This window comes from Streptomyces sp. NPDC057445 (assembly GCF_042802855.1).
Taxonomy (GTDB): domain Bacteria; phylum Actinomycetota; class Actinomycetes; order Streptomycetales; family Streptomycetaceae; genus Streptomyces.
This window is the reverse complement of the sequence record NZ_JBHVDH010000001.1, coordinates 730,072-746,931: the sequence shown is the minus strand read 5'-3', so window position 1 is coordinate 746,931 and position 16,860 is coordinate 730,072. Positions and strand designations below refer to the sequence as shown.

Annotated in this window: 8 protein-coding genes and 1 pseudogene; 1 reads left to right on the top strand and 8 read right to left on the bottom strand. The window is 73.6% G+C overall.

Annotated features, from left to right (window positions below; genetic code table 11):
• Nucleotides 1-175: 175 nt before the first annotated feature.
• The 4 genes and pseudogenes from ACFU5O_RS03325 to ACFU5O_RS03310 form a co-directional block, all read right to left on the bottom strand.
• Nucleotides 176-1,120, bottom strand: coding sequence for an ABC transporter ATP-binding protein (locus tag ACFU5O_RS03325; protein ID WP_384235691.1), 945 nt, complete (start codon nt 1,118-1,120; stop codon nt 176-178).
• Nucleotides 1,117-3,909 (bottom strand): ABC transporter permease, encoded by a 2,793-nt coding sequence (locus ACFU5O_RS03320; protein ID WP_384235689.1) that lies wholly within the window; start codon nt 3,907-3,909, stop codon nt 1,117-1,119. The genes ACFU5O_RS03325 and ACFU5O_RS03320 overlap by 4 nt, the downstream gene beginning before the upstream one ends.
• A 1-nt stretch (nt 3,910) precedes the next feature.
• A pseudogene (locus ACFU5O_RS03315) lies at nt 3,911-7,298 on the bottom strand (FtsX-like permease family protein).
• A gap of 245 nt (nt 7,299-7,543) precedes the next feature.
• The gene (locus tag ACFU5O_RS03310; RefSeq protein ID WP_384235688.1) at nt 7,544-7,948 is read right to left on the bottom strand and encodes a globin; all 405 of its coding nucleotides are present in this window, start codon (nt 7,946-7,948) and stop codon (nt 7,544-7,546) included.
• Between the two features lie 199 nt (nt 7,949-8,147).
• On the opposite strand from ACFU5O_RS03310, the gene ACFU5O_RS03305 reads away from it, so the two are divergent.
• On the top strand, nt 8,148-9,143 hold the full coding sequence (locus ACFU5O_RS03305) for a methyltransferase domain-containing protein (protein ID WP_384235686.1): 996 nt from the start codon (nt 8,148-8,150) through the stop codon (nt 9,141-9,143).
• A 611-nt stretch (nt 9,144-9,754) separates the two neighbouring features.
• Here the strand turns inward: ACFU5O_RS03305 and ACFU5O_RS03300 are convergent.
• From ACFU5O_RS03300 to ACFU5O_RS03285, 4 genes are all read right to left on the bottom strand, one after another.
• Nucleotides 9,755-10,930 carry an FHA domain-containing protein gene (locus tag ACFU5O_RS03300; protein WP_384235684.1) on the bottom strand — a complete coding sequence of 392 codons (1,176 nt, stop codon included), beginning with the start codon at nt 10,928-10,930 and terminating at the stop codon, nt 9,755-9,757.
• Nucleotides 10,931-11,007: 77 nt separating this feature from the next.
• Nucleotides 11,008-12,384 (bottom strand): VWA domain-containing protein, encoded by a 1,377-nt coding sequence (locus ACFU5O_RS03295; RefSeq protein WP_384235683.1) that lies wholly within the window; start codon nt 12,382-12,384, stop codon nt 11,008-11,010.
• A gap of 83 nt (nt 12,385-12,467) precedes the next feature.
• On the bottom strand, nt 12,468-13,814 hold the full coding sequence (locus ACFU5O_RS03290; protein ID WP_384235682.1) for a PP2C family protein-serine/threonine phosphatase: 1,347 nt from the start codon (nt 13,812-13,814) through the stop codon (nt 12,468-12,470).
• 3 nt (nt 13,815-13,817) lie between these two features.
• Complete coding sequence (locus ACFU5O_RS03285; protein WP_384236399.1) at nt 13,818-16,829, bottom strand: tetratricopeptide repeat protein; 3,012 nt, start codon at nt 16,827-16,829, stop codon at nt 13,818-13,820.
• Nucleotides 16,830-16,860: the final 31 nt, after the last annotated feature.

The window sequence follows — 16,860 nt, the reverse complement described above, 5'->3', positions numbered from 1 at the left end:
GCCCGCGTGTCCGTCAGGGGTCCGGGGGCAGCGGCCCCGGATCGGGAAGGGACGAAGGAGCCCACGCGGTGGGGGCACCTCCCCGCGGTGGCTGGGGGAACGTCGGCGACCGACGACAACGCGGCGAGGTGCGGCGCCAGGGCACGCGAGTCCGGCAAGATCCGAACGAGAGTCCCTAGCGGCCCGCGTCGTCCGGCCACACCCCGATGTGGTCCTGCTCCAGCTCCAGCACCACCCGGTGCTCCATGCGGAGAGACTCGGTGTACTCGGCGGGCAGCTGGAGCCGACCCGCCCGGTCCAGCATCGCGTACTCCCGTGCCACCACCGACTCCTGACCCGCGGCGTCGATCTCGGTGCGGCGCAGCACCTCGGACGACGTACGCCCGTCGCGGATCGCGACCGTACGCCGGACCTCGCCCGCGACCGCCTGGTCGTGGGTGACGATCACGATCGTCGTGCCGAGCTCCTCGTTGGCCCGCCGGAACGCCGCGAAGACCTGCTCGCCGGTGGCGGAGTCCAGTTCGCCGGTCGGCTCGTCCGCCAGCAGCACGGAGGGCGAGTTGGCGAGGGCGACGGCGATCGCGACGCGCTGCTGCTGGCCGCCGGACATCTGGTGCGGCCGGCGGTCGCGGCAGTCGGCGACACCCAGCATGGCCAGCAGTTCCTGCGTGCGCTCCGCCTTCTTCTTCGCCCGTCCCTTCAACTGCATGGGAAGCGCCACATTCTGCGCAGCGGTCAGATAGGGCAGCAGATTGCGTGCGGTCTGCTGCCAGACGAAGCCGACGTCCTCCCGGCGGTAGCGCAGCCGCGCCTTGGCGTCCATCGCCAGCAGGTCGTGCCCCGCGACCTTCGCCGCGCCCGCCGTGGGCACGTCCAGACCGGCGAGGATGTTCATGAGTGTCGACTTGCCGCTGCCGGAGGCACCGACCAGGGCCATCAGCTCGCCCTCCCGCACCAGGAGATCGAGTCCCTGGAGCGCCTGCACCTCCACGCCGTCCGCACTGAAGATGCGCACCAGCCGGTCGCAGGCGATCAGTGCGTCGTGCCCGTACGCGGGCCGGTCGCGGCGTGCCACCGCCCGCCGTTCCAGCTCCGCGAGCGTGGTCGTCGTATCGGTCATCGCATGTCTCCTGCCCTGAGTTCGGTGAGCGATCCGCGCCGTCCGGCCCACCACGCCTGCACGGCGGCGACAGAGCCCGCCAGCACCACCACGCCTGCCGCGGGCAGCGCCAGCGACCACGCGTCGGCGCGCAGCGAGGCGTTGTCCACCGGGGCGAGCCCGGGGGCCGCGGCCAGCGCCAGCCGCACCAGGTCCACGCCGGGGGCGAGCAGCTGGATGGTCGCCCAACCGACGAGCACGCCGCCACCGGCGGCGAGCATCGCCTGCGGCAGAGCCTCCAGCCCGAGCAGCTGCCGGCCTTGCCGGGTGGTCAGGCCCATGGTGCGCAACCGGGCGAGCAGCGTGGCGCGTTCGGGGGCCGAATGCAGCAGCGAGAGCAGCAGCGCGATCACGGCGTACCCTGCCCCGGCCGCGATCGCCGTCGTGTAGATCCGCTCGGCGCCCGACTGCAGCGGTGAGTCGGTGAACGCCGCACGCTCCTCCCCGCGCAGCCGCACGGACAGGTCCTTGCCCGCCTCGGCCGTCGCGGCCCGCAGGGCCCTGCCGTCCAGGCGCTCACCGGTGGCCAGCAGGGCCGTCGGGGCCCGGTCCGTGAGACGGGTCAGGTCGACGACCAGGAACTGGGCGGAGGCGACTGCCGGGGTACGCGTCCGTACCTCGGTGACCTCGACCGCGAAGTCCCCGGAGAGCGACTTGATCCGGTGCGGCCCGCTGCCGAGCCACTTCGCGACCCCGGGCGAGGCGACGGCGCCCAGGACCGTCCGCCCGGCCGCGTCCTTCGACGTCCTCAGCGCGTCCGCCGGAAACGCGCCGAGCCCGAGCTCCCGGGCCAGCCGCGGGTACGCCCCGGCGTCGACGCCGACCAGCGAGGCGCTCATCGGGTCCCCGATGTCGTTCGCGTGGGAGGGCAGCGCCAGCGCGTGCTCGATCCGCACCGCCGTCACCTCCCGGACGCCGGGCGCATCCCGCACCGTCCGCTCCAGGCCGCCCGGCAGTGCAGCCATGTCCCCGGGGCCCGAGATCCGCGCGTCCGCGCCGGTGGCCAGCAGCGCGGCCCGGTCGCGCGCATCGGCGACCCCGGCCAGCACAGAACCGCCGAAGGCCGCCGTGGTCAGCGCGATCAGCAACGCCAGCAGGGGCAGCGCACCCGTCGCCGACGAGCGCCCCGTACGGGCCAGGGCCAGAAACCCGACCGCCCCCCGCAGCCGGCCCACCGGTCGTGCCGCCCAGCGCAGCGGCAGCGGGTACAGCCGCACGAGGACCACGGCGGCGATCAGGCCGACCAGCACCGGTGCAGCGCTCACCAGATGGTCGCCCGCCCCGGACGTGCCGCGCCGCCTCAGCGCCACTACTGCGCCCACCGCCGGCACGAGCAGGGTGAGTTCGGCGACCGTACGACGGCGGCTCGGGCGGGCGTGCATCAGATCGTCCCGCTCCCCGGGCCCCTGGGGTCTGCGGTGGAGCACGAGCGCGCGCACCGGCAGCGCGGCGCACGCGACGGCGGCGACACCGGCAGCCGCGAGCACCGCCGGCAGCAGCCGGGCCCCGGCCACCACGAGCACGGCGAGCAGCAGACCGAGTGCCGCGGCGGGCAGCGCGACCACGGCCGTCTCGGCGAGCAGCCGGCCACCGATGCCGGGCAGCGACCCGCCGCGTGCGCGCAGCAGGGCCAGTTCGGCGCTTCTGCGCGTCGCGAGAAGCCCCCCGGTCATGGCGAGGACGACGGCGGCGACCGTCCCGATCCCGAAGGCGGCGACGGCGACGACCGGCGTGATCGCGGACCGCATGGTGGTGTACGACGCGAGGAGCGCTTCCAGGTCGGTGGTCAGGGCGGCGTTCTCACCGGCGACCGCCTTCAGCTTCAGCAGACCGGGACCGCCTTCGAAGGACGCGACCAGGCCGGTGAGTTCCGGCACGTCCCGCACGGTGAGACCACCGGCCTCCGGCGCGATGCGCCAGTACGGCTGCGGATCGCCGTCGGTGCCGAGCAGCGCGGGCGCGGTCTCCGGGGCCAGCAGCAGCCCGGCCTGCCAGTAGACCTGCGGCGGGCTGACCGGCTTGGCGCCAAGGCCCGGTGTGCCGAGCGTGCGCTCGGCGGACCAGTAACCGCCCTGAGGGCGGCGGGGCTCGACGATCCCGCTGATCCGTACCGCGAGCTCCGGGCCGCCCACCGCGCCCAGGTGCACCACGGAGCCGACATCCATGCGCAGCGTCTTCGCCGTCGCCACGGTCACGGCGGCCTCGACCTCCTTCGTCGAGGCCGTCACCCGTCCGTCTGCGGCGGGCAGCCGTCCCTTGCGTACGGTGGCGTGCTCCGCGAGCCCCGACTGGGCGGCCAGCGTGAACTCGGGTGCGCGTGAGTCGGGTCGGGGCAGCCAGGGGTCTCGGCCTTCCAGCGGCTTCGCGGTCCGCACTCCGTACGCGGACTGCGCCGCGTCAGCCCGCAGCGGCCCGGACAGCAGGCCGAGCACCTTCCGGTGCACCGACCCCAGCAGCTCGGGCCGCAGTGCCGCCTCCCGGACGGAGTCCGGCGCCGGCGGCGGCTGCGGGGTGGTCAGTTCCAGCACGCTTCGCGACGGCGGGGCGGTGGTGAGGGCGTGACGCAGTCCCCGGTTCTCGTAGGCCTCGACGGCCCGCGGGAACGCGGCGGCGAGGAAGGCCGTCAGCAGCACCAGTGCCCCGACGGCGGCCGCGGCGCCCGGAGCCGTACGCAGCCGGGTCCGCACCCATGGAGCGACCGGGCGACGGGGGCTCGTGGGGCCGGTCGGACCGTCCGTGCGCACGGTCATGTCAGTTGTCCCCCTGGTGGCGCAGGGTCACCGCGGGTTCGCCGCGGCGCAGGGCGATGGTGGCGACGCTCAGCAGCGGCAGCGCGGCGACGCCGAGGACGAGCAGCGCCATCTGTGGCACGGGCAGTTCGACGAGTACGCGCGGTACGGGCTGGGTGGCCCGGCCGGTCAGCACGATCAGTGGCACCACGGCCCGGGTGAGTACGGCTCCCAGAGCGAGGCCCACCACAAGCGCGATGGCGACCAGCACGCCTTGTTCGGCGGCGATCATGCGGGCGAGCCTGCGGCGCGGTGCGCCCAGGGCCCGCAGGACGGCGAGTTCGGCGGAGCGCTCCCGCAGTGAACCTGCCGCGCTCACGGCGAAGCCGACCGCGGCGAGCGCCGCCGCGGCCACGGCGGCGGCCAGCAGCGCCGAGCGCGGTCCCGCGCCAAGGGGATCACCCAGCAGTTCACCGGCCGCCTCGTCGCGTACGAGGACCTGGCCGGGGGCGGCGTCGGGCCGCTGCCGCAGCGCCGCTGCCAGGCCGGCGGCCTTGCCGCGTTCTGTGCTCAGCCACCATTCGGTGGGCCTCAGGGAGGTGTCCGTGGCCGCTGCGAAACGCGCGGCGACCGTGCGGAGGTCGAGCAGCAGGGCACCGCCGTCGGCGGCCTCGGGGCCGGTGCTCCCTTCCTCGGCCGGGGACGCCACCGCGGACAGGGCGCCAGGCCCGGTGGTCGGCAGCTGCCGTACGGTGCGCACGATCCTCACCCGCAGGGTCTCGCCGGCCAGGGGCACCTCGACGCTGTCGCCGGGCTTCGCCCCCGACGCGCTCAGGAAGTCGTCCGTGGCCACGGCCGGGATCTCCTTGGGCGCGGCCACGCGCTCCGCTCCGACACGGATTCCGAACTCCGTCGGGACGGAGTACGTGCCCCTGGCGCCCGCTCCGGTGGGCTTCCGGCCGATGCCGTGGGCGACGGTGAGCAGCGAGTTCCCCGGTGCGGCCGGACTCAGCGTGACCGGCTTCCGCGGCTCCCCGCCCACCGTCTCGGTAACGGTGGCCTGCCAGTGGAGCAGCCCGTCCGGCGCGGCGACCGGGTGCGACTGCCCTCCGGGACCCGCAACCAGCAGCCGTTCGACGTCCAGGCGGAGCTCGGCCCGCCCTTCTGGCACCTCACCGTCGAGCCGGAGCGCCGTCAGGCTGAGCGGTCCGGCGGGAGACGCATGGCCGCCCGCCGCTGTCCCGTCCAGGTCCACGGTGACCTGGTGCGCCCGGCCGTCGGCGGGCACGACGCCTCCGGGGATCCGGTAGGCGATGCCGTAGCGATCCTCCACCACGACGGTGAATCTCGGCGCGAGCCCGGACGGGGATGCGTCCGGCGCGGACTTCCCGCCGGTGAGGCGCAGTTCGACCGTGAGCCGCCTGGTGTCCTCGGGCAGGGGCATCCCCGGCAGTGTGCCCTTCACCGCGCGGACGGCCTGGAACAGCCGACCGGGTGGCTCGTCCGCCAGGTCACCGCGCATCAGCAGGTGTTCGTCCGCCCGGGAGGTGTCCAGGGCGAGCACGGTCGCCGTACGGTTGCCGGACAGGCCGAGGGAGGCACGATGGGCGGGCGCGGCCCGGCGGACGCCGGGCAGTTCCGTGTACCGGCCCGCATCGCCGGGACCGCCGACGCCGGTCTCCAGCACGCGCACCGACGCGCCCGTCCTGAAGTCGGCCTGGTCGGCCTGTGAACGGTCCCATGACGCGCTCTGTCCGACGGCCAGCATGCCCATGGCGACCGCCAGCACCAGCAGCAGCACCGGGCCCCGCCCCGCCCAGCGGACGCCGGCTGAACTGCCAGCCCGCCAGGGCGGCTTCCAGACCTCGCCCACGCGCCGCCCGCCGCTCCGCGAGCCGTGCCGCGGGCGGCAGCAGACGCAGCGTCAGCACCGTACCGGCGAGCAGCGCCAGCGCCGGCGCCGCGACGAGCAGTGGGTCGATGCCGAGAGTGCCGTCACGGTCGGCGCTGAGGGCGCCCGTCCCGCTCGCGGTGGTCTGCCGGTCCAACTGCCAGTACGCCACCGCGGCGATCACCAGCAGCCCGGCATCCGCACCGGCGCGCACGGGCGCCGGCAGCGCCGCCGGACGGCCGCGCCGAAGCCGTACGGTCGCACCGCTCGTCGCGGCGAGCGCGGGTGCCACGACCGCCGCCGCACAGCACAGGGCGACCGAGGTTGCGACGAGCCGGACCGTGCCCGTCGGGGCGTCGCCGAGCCGCAGTCCGATCGTGTCGAGCGAGGACCACCGCGCGAGAAGCCCGGTCAGCGGGCCCGACAGAAGAGGCGCGCAGACCGCGGCAGGCACCGCCAGCAGCAGTGCCTCCAGCGCCGCGAGACCCACGATGCGGCGGCGTGAACCCCCGCGCGCCCGCAGCAGATCGGTCTCGCCCGCCCGTGCCGTACTGATCAGCCGGGCCATCAGCAGCAGCGCGTATCCGGCGAGCAGCACCAGCTGTGCACCGACGATCATCAGCGTCGACCGGGACACCAGCAGCGCACGGGCGGTCCGGTCGAGCACGTCCGGCAGGGAGGACCGCACGGTCGCGCTGCCGCCGAACGCCGGGTCCTTGCCGAGCACTTCGGACCCGCGTGCGGAGGCGTCGCGCAGGGCGCCGATCCGGTCGGTGGTGATGTTCCGGTAGTCGGCCACCGCCACCCAGGCGGTGGCGCCGACGGAGGTGCGGCCGGAGGTGAGGACGGACGGGTCGGCGAGCAGCGGACCGTAGGTGGTGAAGGCGACGGTACGGATCCCGCGACCGCCGAGGGCGTCGAGCTGCCAGTACGGATCGTTCGTGTCGAGTGCCTTGTACACGCCGGTGACGCGGACCGGTACGGGCGCGTCGTCCAGCCGGTCGGTGAGGGTGATCCGCGCTCCGGGACCCAGCTTCAGCTGTCCGGCGGCGGCCTCGGGCAGCGCGACGGGCACGGGAGCGGTACGCGAGGAGGGGGCCGGGCCGGGCAGAGCGCCGGAGACGAGCCTGATCCGCGACCGGTCCAGCGTGGCGAAGTGGGTGAGGTCCGGTTCGCCGTTGCGGGCCTCAGGGGTCCGGAGGGAGCGCGGCAGGGCGTACGGTCCCGAGCGCTCCAGCTTCCGCACGGTCACCGGCAGCCCGTCGAAGGTCCGCCGCGCGCCGCGGACCGCGGCCTCCTGCGCCGCGTCCCGCCGGTCCCGCGGAACGTTCGCGGTGATGACGAGCGCGGCGTCCGCGGCTGCGCGGCCACGCAGGGTGTGCCCGAGTGCCGCGTCCCCGACGGAGCCGGAGTACGCGGCGAGCGCGGAGAGCACGGACGTGGTCAGCAGGACCGTGAGGAGGGCGGCGGCCAGGAGCAGCCGGTGTGCCCCGACGCGCAGAAAAACGAACCCCGTCACCCGTCCCCGCCCCGTGCCGCCCCGTGGAACCCTGATCGGACGATCGTCCTGATCGTTCACCGGATGCTTTCAGAGGGCACCCGGACGGGGAAACCGCTTGCACGGCGATACGGAGCGACTTGACGTGATCGTGACCGGTTTCCGAAACGGATACGCCTGTTCCGCGCTGCCTGTGTACCCGGGCGGAAGCGTGAGGAAGCGGGCGGTGACGGATGGCGGAAACGGCCGCGCGCGGGCTGTGGCGGTCAGCCCTCGGCGTTCACCATGGACGCGGCGGCGTAGGTGAGGTACTTCCACAGCTGCCGCTCGTGCTCCTCCGGGAGCCCCAGCTCGTCCACGGCCGCCCGCATGTGCTTCAGCCATGCGTCGTGCGCGGCCCTGTCGACGGTGAACGGTGCATGGCGCATGCGCAGCCGTGGGTGGCCGCGGTCGTCACTGTAGGTGCGCGGACCGCCCCAGTACTGCATCAGGAAGAGCGCGAGCCGCTCCTCGGCCGGGCCCAGGTCCTCCTCGGGGTACATCGGGCGCAGCAGCGGGTCCCCGGCGACACCCTCGTAGAAGCGCCGTACCAGGCGTCGGAAGGTCTCCTCGCCGCCGACCTGCTCGTAGAAGGTCTGCTCCTGGAGTGTGCCCCTCGGAATCTCGTTCACGTGAATAAGCCTCACAAATGTCGCTCTGGCCGGCCCGGGGTGTCCTGCGGGGTCCGGGGACCGGACCCGGGAGAGTGCAGCACCGTCCCCATGGTCTCAGACGGGCCGACCGAGGACCCGGGCCCCGGGACTCTGTCCGGAACGGCCCGGCGCCCGGCGGATACTCGCCTGCGGCCCTGCGACGCAGCAAAGTGGGTATATGGGCGCACAGCGTGACATGCCCCCGGTGGAGGACCCCTTCGCGGGCCCTGCCGCCGAAGTGCGTCAGGCCCTGGTGAGACGCATCGCCGCGACCGGAGTGCTGGACGATCCGGCCTGGCGGGCCGCCTTCGGGGAGGTGCCGCGGCATCTGTTCGTGCCGTACTACTTCGTCTCCACCTTCGCCGGCTACGAACGGCTGTGGTCGGGCGACCCGGACCCGGTGCGGCGCGAACGCTGGCTCAGGGGTGCGTACGCGGACGGGCCGCTCGCCACCCGTGTACGCGACGGGGAACTGGTCTCCTCCAGCAGTCAGCCGTCGCTGATGGCCCGGATGCTGGACGAGCTGGAGATCGGCGACGGGCACCGGGTGCTGGAGATCGGCGCCGGAACCGGCTACAACGCAGCGCTGCTGTCCCACCGGCTCGGCGAAGAGCTTGTGACGACGGTCGAACTCGACCCGGAGATCACCGACTCGGCGCGGGCCCATCTCGCGGCGGCCGGATACCACCCCACCGTGATCAGCGGCGACGGCGCGCGCGGCTGCCCCCAGCGCGCACCCTTCGACCGGATCATCGTGACGTGCGCCCTGCCGTCCGTGCCGCAGGCCTGGCTCAGGCAGTGCAGGCCCGGCGCCGGAATCCTCGCGCCGCTCGCCGGCGGGCTGGTCGTGCTGCGGGTGGGTGACGCGGATCACGCCGAGGGGAACTTTCTGCACACGCCCGCGTACTTCGTCCCGCTCCGCGGGGGCCGGCCGGCCGTCCGCCCACCGGTGCCGCATTCCGCCGGGCTGCCGCGCCGGACCGCCGACAGCGAACTGTTCGGCTTTCTGCTCGCCCTGACCGCGGGGAGTCTGGATCCGCACGAAGCGCTGTCCCTCTGGCAGCGCGAGCGGCGGCCCGAGCGGGAGCGCTTCGGGGTCACGGTCGGCGACGGACACCAGTGGGCCTGGCTGGACGACCCCGAGGGCCCGTACGCCTGGCCCCTGCGTGCCTAGTGCTGTGAGAAGGGTTTGCCGTGCAGCTCACGGCGTCCGGTGCGGTGCATCCCATGGCGGTGGGGGCACCTCCCAGCGGTAGCTGGGGGAGATCGCCCTCGTACTGGGCGTACTCGGGCGACTCCGTCAACGCCGCGCAGTGCGGTGCCAGGGCACGCGAGCCCGGCAGGATCCGAACGAGAGGCCCTAGGAGTGGTGTCCGGGCAGGTGGGTGCAGGTGGGTGCCGCGACCGCCAAGGCCTGGTCGCGGCACGAGGCCCAAGGCCGTGTCCGCTGGGTCCCGCCTGGCCCGCGACGGCCCGAGAGCTCCGCCCGGGAGGCACCTCTCGAACGCACTCCCCGGGGCACTTCAGGTGCGCGTGGCCCTTCGCGAAGTGAGGGGCCGTGCCGCCACGCCGCGTTGTTGTCGGGCTCGTTCACGTACGTCCGGTACGGGACGGCCTCTGCCGTTCTCCGGCAGGACGGTGCCCCAGCCGCCTGCGCTCTCCCCCCGGAGCCCCTCGGGTACGGCCCGGGGTCCCCGGCGAAGCCAGGGAGAGCCCCGAGCGCAAGCAAACCCGACGTCGCAGGCCCGTCCTCCGGGCAGGCGGCGCTGCTCTGCCGTGACGTCCTCAGCCGCGGCGAATGGTGATTGTCGTCCAGGCCCCGACGTGCACCCGGTCGCCGTCGTTCAGCGGGACGGGGACGTAGGGCTGGATCGGCTCCTCGGAGCCGTTGACCGTCGTGCCGTTGGTGGAGTTCTGGTCGACCACCGCCCAGGTGCCGTCCGGCTGCTGGACCAGGACCGCGTGCTGGTGCGAGACGCCCGGGTCCTCCGGCGGGACGGAGAGGTCGATGTCGGGCGACTCGCCGGTGGAGTGCCGGCGGCGGCCGATGGTGACCTGGTTCCCGGCGAGCGGAAGCTGCTGCTCCGGGGAGTACGCGGGCAGATTCAGCCCGGCGGCCTCCGGGCCGCTGCGCTGCATCATCGCCATGAAGTACTCACGGTCGGGCGCGATGACCGCCGTCCAGCTCCCGAGGGTCTGGTACTGCGGCTGCGGCGGACCCTGCTGGTGCATGGGCCCGGACGGATGGGGCGGCTGTCCCTGTGAGGGCGGCGGCAGCATCCAGTCGTCCTCGCCGCCCTGGTGCTGCGGCTGCGGCGGCGGGGCGGGGACGGCCTGCGGGAAGCCGGGCCGCTGGAACGCCTGCGGAGGCGCGGGCGGTTCTGACTGCTGGTATCCCTGGGGCGGCGCGGGCGGTCCGGACTGCTGGTATCCCTGGGGCGGCGCGGGCGGTCCGGACTGCGGGAATCCGCCGGGCCCCGACGGGTCTCCGGTCAGCGGCTCGGCGGGCCGGTTCATCTGGGAGGGCCGCGAGCTCTGGTACTCGTACGGGTCGGGCGGGCGTGGAGGCTGCTGCTGCGCCTGGAAGCCGGGCGGAAGGTTCAGCCCCGGCACCGGACCGCCAGGTCCGCCCGGTCCACCAGGACCCGGTCCGCCAGGGCCGGGCCGGCCGGAGGGTGCCAGAGGTGTGTACGAGGTCGCCGTGTTGGTGAGGAAGTTCCAGCGGCACTCCTCGCAGAACGGCGCCATCGGCTCGCGCGGCGTACGGCACTGCGGGCAGAGCTCCGCCTGGGCCGTCGCGCCAGGGTCGCCGGGGCCCGGGTAGCCGTATCCCGGCGCGGGCGGCGGGGGAGGAGGCGGCGGTACCGCGCCCGCCGGAGCCCCCGCCCCGGCCATGCGATGGCCGCAGACCTCGCACCAGTCGTCGGAACCCGACTGGTGTCCGTTCGGGCAGGTCGGCATGTCGGCGCTTCCCCCTCTCCTTCGTCAGGCCCTTGGCCGGGCCCGACACGTCCTGCTGCTTCGCGTTCGCTTCAGGGCTACTTCTTGACGCGAACTGTCTTGGTGGAGCGCGTTTCGAGTGTCATCTCGTCCGCCTCCGCAACCTTTGCCTTCAGTCGCACAGTACCGGTCGCCTCGTCGACGACATCCACCACCTTCGCAAGGAGTTTCGCAGTGTCATCGTTCCCCGAGGCCGCCGCCAGCTGCACGGCACGGCCGAGCTTCGCCGTCGCGCCGTCGATGTCTCCCGACTTGCGTGCATCCAGCCCCTGCTGGATGACTTGTGCCAGTTCGGCCTGCCCTGTGTAGTGGGCGACCTGCGGGTTGATCGACGTCGACGCCGCCATGTCGTCCGTCCACACCGCCCGCACCAGACCCTGTGAAAGGGTCTGAGGGGTACCGCCCGCCGGGTCGGGGACGATCAGCGAGACCCGGGCCGCGAGCATCTCCTGGCCGACGCTCGCCTGGGGCACCTGCACGCACACGTGGTAGTCGCGGGACTCGTCGCCCCACGAGCCGGTGGGGTAGTCCCCGGCGCGCGGTCCGGCCTCCGAGCGGCGGCCGGTCAGCTCCTCGACCGTCGGCGCCACCTGCTTCACGAACCTGATCTCCACACCGACGGGCGTCCACAGCCGCAGCGCCACGTCCGCGACCTCCTTGCCCATCGCGTTCTCCATCATCTGCGTGAAGTCGGCGGCCAGGCCCGACGGGTCGGCGACGATGTCGGCGCTGCCGAGGAGCGCCGAGGCGATGCCCGTGACCTCCTTGACCTCCCAGTCGGTGCCGACACCGCGGGCGTCACAGGTGAAGCGGCCCGCGCAGGCGTCCAGCGCGGCGCGCAGATCCTCCGGCGACTCGTGTTCGTTGCGGCCGTCGGTGAGCAGGATGCCGTGGCGGATGCCGCCGCTCCCGAGGGACGCCGTGCTCTCGGAGTGCAGCAGCCGGTCGGCCAGGCGCAGCCAGGTCCCGATCGCGGTGCCGCCGCCCGCGCCCAGCCTGCGCAGTGCCTCCTTGGCCTGGGCCCGCGTCGTCGCATCGGCGACCGCGAGGCGCCCTCCTCCCGGGTAGACCTCGTTGGCCACATGCGTGCCGCTCACCACTGCGAAGGCCGTGCCGTCGCGCAGGGTGTCGATGGCCGCGGCGGTGGCGTCGCGCGCGTTGCGCATCTTCGTCGGTGGATAGTCCATCGAGCCCGAGCAGTCGACCATCAGCACCACGGCTGCGTTCGTGGAACCGTTGGGTATGGACGAAGGGGAGGCCGCCGCTCCGGTGAGCGGGATGCCGCCGCTCGTACCGCCTCCGGTCGAAGTGACCGTGACGATCGCGTTCACCTCGCGACCGCCCTCCGGCAGGAACTCGTTCTGGTACACCTCGACGGAGAACTGGGGCACATTCGACTTGGAGAAGTTCGCCATCAGATCCGGCTCCTTGAGCTCCGCTTGAACAGACAGACATGACAAAGGGGTTGCCGCACCGGAGAAGCGGACGAGGGCCTCGTTCAGGCCGATCCTGCCCCTTGCTGCGGTACGGCGAACGGGAGCACGGCCACTGTTACGTTGTCGTGGCCACCGCCGTCGAGGGCGTGTCCGACCAGCACCCGGGCGGCGTCCAGCGGGCGGCCCGCCGCCTCCTGCGGCAGGACCTGCGCCATCTCCTCCGCGGCCTCGGCGTAGTTCCACAGGCCGTCCGTGCAGACCAGGACCACACCGGGGCGGTCCGGCTTGAAAGCGGCCGTGTGGGGCTCCAGCTCGTACGCGTCGGCGCCGAGCCAGCCGGTGATGGCGTGGGCACGCTCGTCCGCGTACGCCTCGGCCTCGTTCATCAGGCCCGACGACACCATCTGTGCCGCCCACGAGTCGTCCTCGGTGAGGCGGGCGGGCGGACCGCTGCGATCGTCCGGCACCCAGTACGCCCGGCTGTCGCCGACCCAGCCCACGACCAGCAGACCGGCCGCGGCGATGGCGCCCACGAGGGTGCACGCCGGGGCGTTCTGATGACGGTGCGGATCGTGCTCCATGGCACCGGCAGGCTCAGCCGCCAGCGAGTTGACCGCCTCGGCGGCGGCGACGATCGCCTCGTGCATCGCCTGCTGAGGGTGAGTGCCACGGGGCAGGGACTCCAGCAGCGACTCACTGGCCGCGCCGGCGGCGGCCGCGGAGGCCTCGTCCGGACGGGTCGCGGAGGAGACACCGTCGCAGACGATCGCGATGACGGCGGGGGAGCCGTCGGGCAGAGCTGTCGAGGAGACCGCGAACGAGTCCTCGTTGCGGTGGTGACGCAGCCCCCTGTCGCTGACGGCGGCCACCGCGCCGAGCTCCTGCTCCATGTGGTCGCGCTCGCGGGGCTGGGCATGACCGCAGTTCTCGCAGTAGCCGTCGGTGTCGACATGGCCGGCCCGGCAGGCGACGCACAGCTTGGCGTCGCCGGCAGGAGGAACCGCGCCGTGTGGCGACGGGGACGCCGCGGCGGCCCGGGGGTCGGGGGCGGCCAGCTCGAAGTCGCCGGAGGCATGGACGGTGTTCGCGGCCGGTGCGGCAGAAGCAGCGGGAGCCGGGGCGGCCGCGTCCGGGCCGTCGAAACGCACCGGTGTCCCGGGCAGCGGACGCCCGCCGGAGTCCGTGCCCGGCAGCTCACCCGGCTGCTGGACGGGTGCCGGAGTTCCTGAGCTGTCGGCCTCGTCGGCCTCCGGCCATTCCACCGGGCGGCCGACGGCGACCGTGGGACGGTCCTGCGGCGGCTCGGGTACGGCGGAGAGGTCGTACCCGCACGCACCGCAGAACAGGTCGGCCGACTCCAGGGGCTCCTCGCAGCTGGGGCACGCGGCAAGCTGATGCATCCGGTCCATCACTCACACCCACGTCCGGGGGCGGAAACGGTTGGCCCGCTCCACCAGTTCGATGCGCTCCTCGCCGTTCTGGGCGAGCCGGGCGAGCACCCGGAACGAGCGTTCAAGACCGAAGCGCAGTCCGCGCTCGTCCAGTTCGCTGCCGAGCAGGACTGTCGCGGCGGGCCGGGCCCCGGGACTACCGGAGAGTACCCAGTCCAGGGCGGTGCCCAGCACCTCTGTGGACAACCGCTCCCGGCGCACCGCGTCCAGGCCGAATCCGTCGAGCGCCTTGACCTGCTCGGCGGCGGCCGTCAGGTCGTCCATCAGCGGGTCGTGCGCGGCGCGCTTGCGCAGTCTCGCTCGGACGGCGGCGACCCTGGCGGCCGTGTAGTGGATCGACGCCTCTGGCACGGACTCCAGCGTCCGGACCGCCCCGGCGCGGTCTCCCGCCGCGAGCTGGACCCGGGCCAGACCGAACGCCGCGCTCACATAGCCCGGGTCCGTCGTCCACACCAGGCGGTAGTACTCGGCCGCGTTGTCCAGCTGGCCCAGCACCTCGGCGCAGACACCGAGCGCGAGCTTCGGCGCGGCCTCGCCCGGGAAGGCGTCGTAGATGGCGTCGAACGACAGCGCGGCGGTCTCGTTGTCACCGGCCGCGAGGGAGGCGACGCCCCGGTACCACACGACCCGCCAGTCGTCGGGGTGCCGGGACTCCAGCTCCTCGAGCGAGGCTGTCGCGGAGGTGAGTTCGCCCATCTCGAGGCGGGCGCGCAGCTCACGCAGTCTCAGCTCGACGGAGCTCGCGGACGCGCCGTGCAGCGCGGCGATCAGTTCGGCGGGCGCCGAGGCCATGAGACCGGCGAGGAATCCGGCGTTCGGGTCGTTCGGGTCGACCCGGGGCACCGGCAGCGCGAGCGCGGTTGCCCGGGCGTCGAGCCCGGCGAGCCGAGGTGCCCCCGGCGCCGCGGTTGTCAGGGGTACCGGCATCTCGGTGCGGGGTGCCGGAACCGATGCCTGCGTCGGCGCGTAGGCGAAGGCGGTGACGGCTGGGCCGCCGCCCGCGGACCCTGTGCCGTACGTCCCCGCGCCCGTGCCGGCAGGGGCACCGGTCCCCGTGCCCGCAGACGCTCCACGGCCGAGGCGGAAGGCACCCTTGCGGACCGCGGCCCGCGCCCCCAGCAGCGACACATCGCCGTCCATCTCGGCGAACAACTCCGAATCGGTCACCCGCAGTTCGGTACCGAACAAGGTCGACAGGGCCGGACGCGGCCGACCCGTCTGCAGCGCCACGACCTCCCGCAGGACACCCGTCAGCTGGTCCGCCATCTCCTGCGCGGAGGCGAACCGGCGCGCCGGATCCGGATCGGTCGCGCGCACGAGCAGCCGGTAGAACGACTCGTACCGCCGGAAGACCTCGATGTTGTCCGGGTCGGGGAGGGAGTCGACGAACACATTCGTGTAGCCCTGGAAGTCGAACGTCAGCACCGCCAGCGTGCGCGCGACCGTGTAGAGGTCGGAGGCGACCGACGGGCCGAGCTCCGCGACCTCCGGCGCCTGGTACCCGACGGTGCCGTAGATCGCCGACTCGTCGTCGTCCATCCGCCGTACCGCGCCCATGTCGATGAGCTTGAGCTGGTCCTCGGTCTGGATGGCGTTGTCGACCTTGAAGTCGCAGTACAGCAGATTGCGGCTGTGCAGATGACCGAGTGCCTCCAGGGCCTCGATCCCGTACGCGCAGGCCTGCTCCACCGGCAGCGGATCGCGCTTTCCGTCGGCGGCGCGCCGTTCGTTCGCGATCTCCTTCAGGGACTTGCCGCCGACGTACTCCATGACGATGTACCCGTCCAGCGAACCCGTCCGCTGGTCGAGATGCTCGACGAAGTTGTAGATGCGGACGATGTTGGAGTGCTCGATCTCCGCGAGGAAACGGCGCTCCGAGATCGCCGCCGCCATGGCGTCCTGGTCACCGGTGTCGAGCAGACCCTTGAGGACCACCCAGCGGTCGGAGACCGCGCGGTCGACGGCGAGATACACCCAGCCGAGACCGCCGTGCGCGAGGCAGCCGATCACTTCGTACTGCCCGTGCACGATGTCGCCGCTGCCCAGCTTCGGCACGAACGAGTACGGGTGGCCGCACTTGGTGCAGAAGCCTTCCGTACGTCCTGGCCGGTCGCCGCGCGCACGCCCGACCGGCGCCCCGCAGTCGCTGCGGCTGCAGAATCGCTTCCGCTCGGGAACCTCGGGGTTCTCCATCACCGCAGAGCGCGGGTCGGGACGCGGCACGTCCGGCACGGCGACCAGACCCGCGCCCAGCCGGTTGCGCCCTGACGCGGACGCCGTCGAGCCGGAGCTGCGGACGGACACCGAGCGGCCGGTGCTGCGGCCGGACAGCGAACGCGACAGCCGGCCCGACACCGACCGCCGGGACGTCGAGGAGCGCGAGGACCGTGAGGACCGGGACGACGACCGGGCGGACGCGCGCGAACTGCTACGGGCCGAGCTGCTGTTGCCGCCCTCGGCCCCGCCGCGCGCGATCCCGGTGGGAGGGGACGACACCGCGCCGCCGACCGGGACGACGGGCGCCAGTCCGCAGGTGTCGCAGTACAGCTCGCCGCCACCGAAGTCCTCGTACGAGCCCTCGCAGCCCGGGCGCTGACAGGTCGGTACCGTCCCGCCCGCGCCGGCCGCCGTGGGTGAGGGGGACGCGGTGGAGGCGGGGGAGGAAGCCGCGGAGGACGGCGTGCCGCTCTGCGCGCTCTCCGGTGCGAGTCCGCAGGTGTCGCAGTACAGCTCGCCGCCGCCGACGTCGTCGTACGAGCCTTCGCAGCCCGGGCGCTGACAGGTCGGAACCGTCCCGCTTGCGCCGGCCGCCGTGGGTGAGGGGGACGCGGTGGAGGCGGAGGAGGAAGCCGCGGAGGACGGCGTGCCGCTCTGCGCGCTCTCCGGTGCGAGTCCGCAGGTGTCGCAGTACAGCTCGCCGCCGCCGAAGTCCTCGTACGAGCCACCGCAGCCGGGGCGCACGCATTTCGTCATGGCACTCACGATTCCCCCTCCGTCCCCGTCC